This is a genomic window from Hasllibacter halocynthiae (assembly GCF_003003095.1).
Classification (GTDB): domain Bacteria; phylum Pseudomonadota; class Alphaproteobacteria; order Rhodobacterales; family Rhodobacteraceae; genus Hasllibacter; species Hasllibacter halocynthiae.
This window is the reverse complement of record NZ_PVTT01000003.1, coordinates 96,348-104,129: the sequence shown is the minus strand read 5'-3', so window position 1 is coordinate 104,129 and position 7,782 is coordinate 96,348. Positions and strand designations below refer to the sequence as shown.

At 73.7% G+C, this 7,782-nt stretch carries 7 protein-coding genes and 1 pseudogene; all 8 read right to left on the bottom strand.

Annotated features, from left to right (window positions below; translation table 11 throughout):
* Positions 1 to 305 (bottom strand): recombinase family protein (locus BCF33_RS13720; protein ID WP_146132829.1); only part of this gene is annotated, 305 nt, incomplete at its 3' end.
* Between the two features lie 18 nt (positions 306 to 323).
* The gene (locus BCF33_RS13715) at positions 324 to 704 is read right to left on the bottom strand and encodes a type II toxin-antitoxin system VapC family toxin (RefSeq protein WP_106161857.1); all 381 of its coding nucleotides are present in this window, start codon (positions 702 to 704) and stop codon (positions 324 to 326) included.
* On the bottom strand, positions 701 to 925 hold the full coding sequence (locus BCF33_RS14495) for a type II toxin-antitoxin system VapB family antitoxin (RefSeq protein ID WP_211292402.1): 225 nt from the start codon (positions 923 to 925) through the stop codon (positions 701 to 703). The genes BCF33_RS13715 and BCF33_RS14495 overlap by 4 nt, the downstream gene beginning before the upstream one ends.
* 30 nt (positions 926 to 955) lie before the next feature.
* Positions 956 to 1,906: a ParB/RepB/Spo0J family partition protein gene (locus BCF33_RS13705; RefSeq protein WP_158259443.1), complete on the bottom strand. Its 951-nt coding sequence runs from the start codon at positions 1,904 to 1,906 to the stop codon at positions 956 to 958.
* A gap of 242 nt (positions 1,907 to 2,148) precedes the next feature.
* Complete coding sequence (locus BCF33_RS13700; protein WP_106161871.1) at positions 2,149 to 3,516, bottom strand: AAA family ATPase; 1,368 nt, start codon at positions 3,514 to 3,516, stop codon at positions 2,149 to 2,151.
* 38 nt (positions 3,517 to 3,554) lie between these two features.
* Positions 3,555 to 5,267, bottom strand: a pseudogene (locus BCF33_RS13695) (glycogen debranching N-terminal domain-containing protein); the annotation flags it as partial.
* Positions 5,264 to 6,673: a carbohydrate ABC transporter permease gene (locus tag BCF33_RS13690; protein ID WP_106161851.1), complete on the bottom strand. Its 1,410-nt coding sequence runs from the start codon at positions 6,671 to 6,673 to the stop codon at positions 5,264 to 5,266. The pseudogene BCF33_RS13695 and the gene BCF33_RS13690, both read right to left, overlap by 4 nt.
* Positions 6,670 to 7,779: a carbohydrate ABC transporter permease gene (locus BCF33_RS13685; protein ID WP_106161849.1), complete on the bottom strand. Its 1,110-nt coding sequence runs from the start codon at positions 7,777 to 7,779 to the stop codon at positions 6,670 to 6,672. Before BCF33_RS13685 ends, BCF33_RS13690 begins: the two co-directional genes overlap by 4 nt.
* Between the last annotated feature and the right edge of the window lie 3 nt (positions 7,780 to 7,782).

Here is a 7,782-nt window from a genome sequence, read left to right as displayed (position 1 = left end):
TCGACGAGCAGGTCGCGCTCGAACTGCGCCACCGCGCCTATCACGCCCATCGTCATCCGCCCGGCCGACGAGGTCAGGTCGACCCCGCCCAGGGCCAGGCAGTGCACCCGCACCCCCATCCCCTCCAGCCGCGCCACCGTGCCCGCCACGTCGATCGCGTCCCGACCCAGCCGGTCGAGGCGGGCGCCTACCACCCCGACATCGGCGGCGTCCGGATCGGGCAGATGTTCCTGATTACCGAGACCGGGCACGAGATCCTCTCGCCCTTCGAGATCGCGGCCGAGCCCGCCGCCGTCTGACGCCATCGGGGGCGCCGTCCGGGATCAGCGCGCGGGCGGGCCGGCCTCCGCCGCGACCCCCGCCTCGGCCGCGCAGGCCGCCAGGCGCCGGTCCCGCGTCCAGAGCGCCGTGCCCGGCGCCAGGAGGCACGACGCCAGGAGGCTCGCGTCGGCGTGGCCGATCCCCCGGCCCCACAGGCGCCGGCGCTCGATCAGGGCGCGCAGCTCGTCCGGGGCGGCGACGGGAAGGCGCGGCAGCCCGTCCAGCAGCTCCAGCACCAGGGCCCGGTCCTTCAGCGATCCCAGCGCCAGCTCGGCGGCGACGACCGGATGGCCGGCGATCCGCCCCCGTCCCAGCGCCTCGGCCAGGGCGGCGTCCCCGCCGCGCAGGTGGTCGATCCAGACGGACGTGTCCGCCAGGATCACCGCGGCGGCGCCTCCGACCGGCGCCGCCCCGGTGCCTCCGCCCCCGAATCGGACCCGCCCAGCCGGGCGAGGCGCCGCGCGCTCTCCCGCTCGACCAGCGCGCGCAGGGCCTCGTTCAGCAAGGGCCCGCGGGGGCGCAACCCCGTCAGCGCCTCGGCCCGGTCCAGCAGCCCCTCGTCCAGCGTCACCGTCGTCCGCATCGCGGCCTCCCTCATCGCCATATGCATCATATGATACGCCGCGCGATGCGTTCAATCCTTTCCGTCGCCCGCCCAGCCGGGGTTCTCGGGGCGCTGCTCGGGGCTCTCGCCTCGGCGCTCGGCGCGCCGCTCGGCCCAGTAGCGGACCAGCTCGAGCAGCTCGCGCTCGCCCTGCGCCCCGATCCCCTCGTGGACGATCCGCATCTCGGTCCGGGTCCGCACGACCCGCAGGCCGGGCGCGAGGGACTCGCCCCTGGCGCTGCCCGCCCGCTCCCTCTTCGGGGCGCCGCGCACGCCCTCGTCGAGGGCCGCGGCCTCCTCGGCGGCGGTGGCGGCGTCCGCCCCCTCCAGCGCGGCGCGGATCGCGGGCCCCTGCCCCGCCTTCAGCGCGGCCGCCACGGCGAGGCCCTGCCGCTCGGTGATCGCCGGGCCGAAGCGCAGGAGGTCGCCGAGCTCCTCGTGGATCGCGGCGAAGGCCTTCACCTTGGACCGCTTCGCGTGGCTCGCCGCCCCGAACAGGCCCGCCACTGCGCCGTGGACGTCCGGATAGGCCCCCAGCCCCGCCGCGATCACCGCGATGCGCCCGCGCTCGTAGGCGGTCAGCTGGACGCGGACCTCGTTCTCCTCGACCATCCCCTCGTAGGAGGTGGCGAGGTCGGCGGGCCTCTCCCGCACCAGGGCGGGCACGGCGCGCAGCCCTGCCTCCGCCGCGGCCAGGATGCGGCGACGGCCCGAGATCAGGCCGAACCGCCCCCCCTCGACCGGCACCACCTCGACGGGCATCCGCACGCCCCTCGCGCGGACCGAGGCGACCAGCTCGGCCATCTCGCCGGGGTCGAGCACGGTCCGGTCGCGGGCGATCCACCCGGTCTCGATCAGGTCGATGTCGACGTTTCGGACCACCCTGCCCTCGCCCTCGCCCTCGGCCTCTCGCCAGAGCGCGGCATCCTGCCCGTCGAAGGTTAAGGGCGCGTTGCCCGACCGCGCGGTGACCCCGGCCACCTGCGCGATCGGCGCGATCCCGGGGCCCCTCGGGAGCTCGGGCGGGAGCTCGGCGGCCAGGTCGGCCGGGTCCGGTGTCCAGTTTCCTGCGCTTCGCCGTCAGACGCCCCCTTCCGCCGTTCTCGCAGCGAAGATCTTCGTTGTCAGAGGTTTGAGTTCGGTGAGCGGCCTTTGCGCCGGGATCGGCAAAACCCCTGAAGAAGCATCCAACCCCTTCGGGGGCAACGTTTTCGCTGCGAAAATCACGCCCCGCCCTCCATTTGCGCGTCGCGCCACCAGGTGCCCAGGAGGATTTCCTTGAACTCGGCATAGGTGCGGTCGAAGATCTCGCGCCCGCGCAGGTAGGTGTCGCGATTGAAGTCGCGCGGGTCGGCCTCGTAGATGCCGCTCACCTGCTCGCCCGCCTGGCCCACGAGGGCGGTCTGCTCCTGCCGGAAGGCGTTCATGAAGTCGCCGAAATAGGCCTGGATCACGTTGGCCAGGTCGGTCTGCTGGGCGGCGTCGAAGCGCGTGACCAGGGCCCGAACCGCGTCCCATTCGAACTTGATCGGCGGCAGGCCAGCGGCGCGCAGGCGGGCGTTCTCCCCCTCCTCGATGGAGGCGAAGGTGGCGTAGAGCATGTCGAAGAACCGGCCCGTCGAGTCGAACTCGAGGAAGCTCGCGCCGAGCGGGACGAGGAGGATGTCGGCGGCGGCGAGCGAGTTGATCGTCAGGTAGCCGAGGGCCGGGGGGGTGTCGAGGAAGACGATGTCGTAGTCGGCGAGCAGCCCCTCGTCCGACAGGAAGTTGCCGACCGCCTCCCAGAGCGGCCAGCCGGGCAGCTGCATCCGCCAGACGGGGATCTGGAACTCGGCCCAGTAGAGGTTCAGCTGCGCGCCGATGAGGTCGATGTTGGGCCAGTGGGTGCGCTGCACGACGCGTTTCGGATCGAAACCAGCGGCCTCCTGGAGCGTCTCGTCGAGGGGCAGGGGGGACGCGCCGCGGGCGTGGCGCAGGGCGTTCTCGGCCTCCGCCGTGCGGGCGTAGTCCTTGGCGATCAGCGGGAAGACGGTGCCCCACTCGTCCTCGACCGTGCCGCCCAGGATCGAGGTCATGGAGGCCTGGGAATCGAGGTCGATCACCAGCACCCGGTACCCGTCCAGCGCCGCGGACATCGCGAGGTGCGCGCAGGTCGTGGTCTTGCCGGAGCCGCCCTTGAAGTTGGCCACGGCCACGACCTTGGCCTCCGCGCCCTCGGGCTTCCAGGGGCGGTACTCCTTGGCGGCCGAGCCCTCGGCGGCGAGGTGCTTTCGCAGCGAAAGGACCTCTTCGAGGGTGAAGGAGCGGTTGCCACCCGACGCCTGGCCCTGGGGCAGGTCGGGATTGGCGTTCAGCACCCGGCGCAGGTGCGCGGGGGCGACGGGGATCAGGTAGCGGGTGACCTCCCAGAGGGAGAACCTGCGAAGGCGCTTGCGGCCGTCGGGCGCGTAGCCGCGCCGGGCCAGGTCCGCGCGGCCCCGGGCGCCGAGTGCGGCGGCGCGGGCGAAGCGGGCGGTGTCGACCGGGGGGCCAGCCTCTCGGCCATCCCCTCCGACAGGCGCTCGACCGCGACGAGGGCGGCCGCTGACCAGGCCTGCGGGCTGCAGGTCTCCAGGTAGGGCAGGGGGGGCAAGGCCTCGCGCGGGTAGCCGCCGACCAGCTCGGGCAGGCGGCGTCCAGGCAGGTGGGCGGCGAGGTCGCGAAGGGCCTCCGCGACCCGGCCGAACGCGTCCCAGAGGCCGTAGCGCGCGAGGCCGACCGCGAAGAGGCCGGTGTCGTGCGGCCAGACCGAGCCGTTGTGATAGGAGAGGGGGCGGTAGCGGGGCGCCTGCGTCGAGAGCGTCCGCAGGCCCCAGCCGGACCAGAGGTCGGGGCGCATCATCCGCCCCGCGACCTCGGCGGCGCGCTCCGGCGTGAGGACGCCGGCCCAGAGGAGGTGGCCGGGATTGGAGGAGGCGACGTCGAGCTGGCGCCCCTCCTCCGTCAGGGCGAGGGCGTGGAGGCCGAGGCGGGTGTTCCAGAAGCGCGCGTCGATCGCCTCGCGCAGGTCGGCCGCCTCCTGCCGGAGGGCGCCGGGCTCGCCGCCGACCGCCTCCTCGAGGTCGGCGCCCGCGTCGAGGGCGGCGGCGAGGTAGCCCTGGATCTCGACCACGGCGAGGCGGCCTTCGGCCAGCGTGCCCTCGGCGTCGGACATGGAGTCGTCGCTGTCCTTCCAGGAGTTGTTCAGCAGGCCGCGGCCCTGCTCGGCGGCCGGGTAGCGCAGGAAGCCGTCCGGCGTGCGCTCGGCCCGGCACCATTCGAGGGCGGCGCGCCAGTGGTCCTTAAGCTCATGGGCGAGGGCGGCGTCGCCGGACTGGCGGGCGTGGTCGCGCATCAGGATCACGTAGAGGGCGCTGGCGTCCGAGGTGCCGTAGTAGCGCCGAAAGGGGATGTCGCCGGTGCGCGAGAGCTCGCCCGTGCGGACCTCGTGGGGGATCTTGCCGGGGGCCTCGCGGGTGACGGGGTCCTGGCGGGTGCCCTGGTGGCGGGCGAGGCCGCGCAGCGCGGCGGCGGCGAGGTCCGGGGCGGAGGGCAGGAGGAAGGAGGCGGTCAGGAGCGCGTCGCGCCCGAAGAGGGTGACGAAGTTCGGGATCCCGGCGGCGATCTGGGGCCCTTCGGGCGAGGCGAGGAGCAGCATCTCGACATCGTCGAACGCGCGTCTCAGGGGCCCGCCGCCGCTCTCGCGGGCCGCGAGTGCCTCTGGCGTCCAGCCGGCCGAGGGGGCCGTGGCCTGCGTCCCCGACGCCTCGGACGCGAACCGGGCCGCGACGCGCAGGACGCGGCGCTCGCCGGGCGCGAGGCGGATCGCGTCGTCGCCGGTCCATCCCTCGAAGGCGACCTCGGTCGAGGAACGCAGCCCGTCCTCTGCGGTGTAGTCCCACCGCCAGCCGTCGCGGCGGGGCGGGGTGCGGTCGATGGAGCGCCGGTCGCGGCCGCGCGCCTCGAACACGTCGCGGAAGTCGGCATCGGCATGGAGGCGGACGCGGACCTCGTGGGGGCGGGCGTCCTCGTTCACCAGCTCGAGCACGTCGTCCAGGCCGTCGGGGCGCAGGGTGAGGCTGCGGCGGGCGCGCAGCTCCTGCGCGTGGTCGCGGAAGCGGCCCAGATGCCGCTCGGCCGTCGCGGTGCCGTCCGAGCCGGCGATGGGGGCGAAGCCGGGCAGCCCCCACTCCCACCGGGAGAGGTGGCGGGTGTCGTCGAGATAGACGCCCGCCACGCCCGGCGCGCCCGCCGGGGCGGCGGCGTCTGGACCGAGCGAGGCGAAGCAGCGGTTGCATTTCAGGGGCAGGGGGCGTGCGGTCATTTGATGCCTTCGGAGAGCTGGTTGTCGACGATCCGGCGCTGGAAGATCAGGAAGACGATCACGACCGGCACGACGGAGATGAAGGCCCCCGCCAGGACGAGGCCCCAGTCGCTCTCGCCCCCGGCACCCTGCTGGCGCAGCGAGAGGAGGCCGACCTGCACGGTCAGCGATGAGGGGGGCGAGGACAGGAGGACGAAGGGCCAGAAGAAGTCGTTCCAGGCGGCCTGGAAGGCGATGATGGCGTTCGTGACCAGGGCGGGCCGGGCGTTCGGCAGGACGACGTGGCGGAAGACCTGCCAGTGGGACGCGCCGTCGGCGATGGCGGCCTCCTCGATCTCGCGGGGGAAGCCCTCGAAGAACTGCTTCATCAGGAGGACGTGCGCCGAGAAGGTGAAGACGACGATGACGCCCCAGGGGGTGTTCAGCAGCCCGAGGTCGCGGATCACGAGGTAGTTCGAGACGAAGGTGACCTGGGGCGGGATGGCCATGGAGAAGATGACGGCCGCGAACACCGCCCCAGCCCCCCCGAAGCGCAGCCGCGCCAGCGCGTAGCCGGCGAGCGAGGCGAGCGCGACGATCATCGCGACCCGTCCGGCGGCGATCAGGAAGGAGTTCAAGAGCCACCAGGGGAACAGCCGCTCGCCCGAGGAGATGTCGACCGTCTCGTTCCAGACGCGGCGGTAGTTGTCGAAGACGAGGCCGAGGGCGCCGGGGGCGAGGTTGGACCAGGAGGCGGTGCGGCCGCGCCGCTCCATGGCGCTGACGGGCAGGTCCGCGTCGATCAGCACCTGCCCGCGCGGGACGGTGGCGGTGAAGGGCAGGCGGTCGACGAGGGGGCCGCCCCCGGCGTGGGTGATGCGCCAAGTGTGGCGGGCGGCGGGCCAGAGGGCGCCGTCCGGGCCGGTCACGGTGGTCTCCTCTACCGCGACGACCTCGACCGCGGCGTGGTCGGAGGCGTAGTCGGTGGTCAGCGCCCGCGCGATGGACGAGCCGGGGACGCGGCGCGGGACCTCGACCACGGGGGTCTCGAGGGTCTCGCCGGGGGGCACGGCCCAGGTGGCCGAGAAGAGGAGGTCGGCCCCCGGCCCGAAGCCCCCCCAGAACGCGCCGCCCCCGGCCTGCGCCCCGAGGTCGGCCGCCGCGAACCAGGCCGAGGGCTGGATCTGGGGGAAGACGAAGCGGAACGGGCTCTCGAGCGGGTCCTCCTTCAGGGAGGCGAGGAAGGCGATCACGAAGGTGCCGAGGAAGAGGCACACCAGCCCGACGAGCGCGAGCCAGCCCCAGAAGAGCGCCGCGAGCTGACGGCGGCGCAGCGCCCCCAGCGGCATCCGCCCCCGCGGTCCGGGGGCCGCGACGTCGGCATCGGCGGCGGCGGCGGCGGGCGCGAGGGCGTTCGCGCCGTTCATGCCGCGCGGTCCGAGATGCCCAGGGCGCGCTGGAGGAAGACGATCCCCAGCGTCAGGACGGCGAGGGTGATCGCCCCGGCGGAGGCCATGCCGATGCGGGGCGCGCCGCCGGGCGGGAAGGCGTTGTAGTAGGTGTAGTAGGCGAGGGTCACGCGGCTCTCGATCGGGGCGGCGTTGCCGAGGATGGCGACCTGGTCGAACATCTGGAGCGTTCCGATCAGGCCCAGCGTGACGACGGCGAAGGTGACGGGCGCGAGGAGGGGCACGGTGATGCGCAGGAAGGCCGTCCGGCGCGAGGCGCCGTCGATCTCGGCCGCCTCGTAGAGGTCGCGGGGGATCGACTGGAGCCCCGCGAGGTAGAGCAGCATCATCAGGGGGATCGTCGTGAAGACGTTGATCGCCGCGACCGACCACAGCGTCACCGGCATCCCCAGCCAGGTCCGGCGGGTGTTGAGCCAGGAGATCGGCTCGTCCGCCTCGCCCGCCGGAAGGATCTGGGCGGTGCGCAGGAGGACCGTGACGGCGAGGGCGGCCGCGACGGCGAAGATCAGGAAGTAGGGGTCGAGGGGCGCGACCCCGTCGTAGCGGCGCCGGGCGTTCCAGACGAGCGCCGTCTGCACGGCGACCAGCACGAGGGCGAAGCAGGCGATGGCCGCGCCCTCGTTCGCCACCCAGTTCGCCGCGTCCGTGACGAGCCCGCGCCGCTGGAAGAGCCAGATGAAGATCAAGGTCATCACCGTCGAGGAGACGATCGAGGGGAAGTAGAGGGCCGTGCGCGCCGCGCCCCGGCCCCGGACGATGCCGTTCACGAAGACCGCGAGGATCAGCGCCAGCACCGTCTGCGCCGTCGTCACGATCACCGCGAACATCAGCGAGTTGCGCAGCGCCAGGAGGAACAGGTCGTCCGTCAGCAGGGCGCCGTAGTTGCGCAGGCCGACGAAGCGCGCCTCCGAGAAGAGGTCGTAGTCGGTCAGAGAGAACCACGCCGTGCGCGCCGCCGCGAAGAGGAAGAACACCCCCAGGAGCGCCCCGAACGGCGCGAGGAAGAGCCAGGCGGCGCGCCGCTCGGCGGCGCCGAGGGGGCCATGGGGGTCGGTGTCGGCCATCGC

What these genes read in the sequence shown, in the direction of transcription:
- BCF33_RS13690 (WP_106161851.1), bottom strand. Translation starts at nt 6,673, where the DNA reads ATGAACGGCGCGAACGCCCTCGCGCCCGCCGCCGCCGCCGCCGATGCC.
- BCF33_RS14495 (WP_211292402.1), bottom strand. Translation starts at nt 925, where the DNA reads ATGGCGATGAGGGAGGCCGCGATGCGGACGACGGTGACGCTGGACGAG.
- BCF33_RS13685 (WP_106161849.1), bottom strand. Translation starts at nt 7,779, where the DNA reads ATGGCCGACACCGACCCCCATGGCCCCCTCGGCGCCGCCGAGCGGCGC.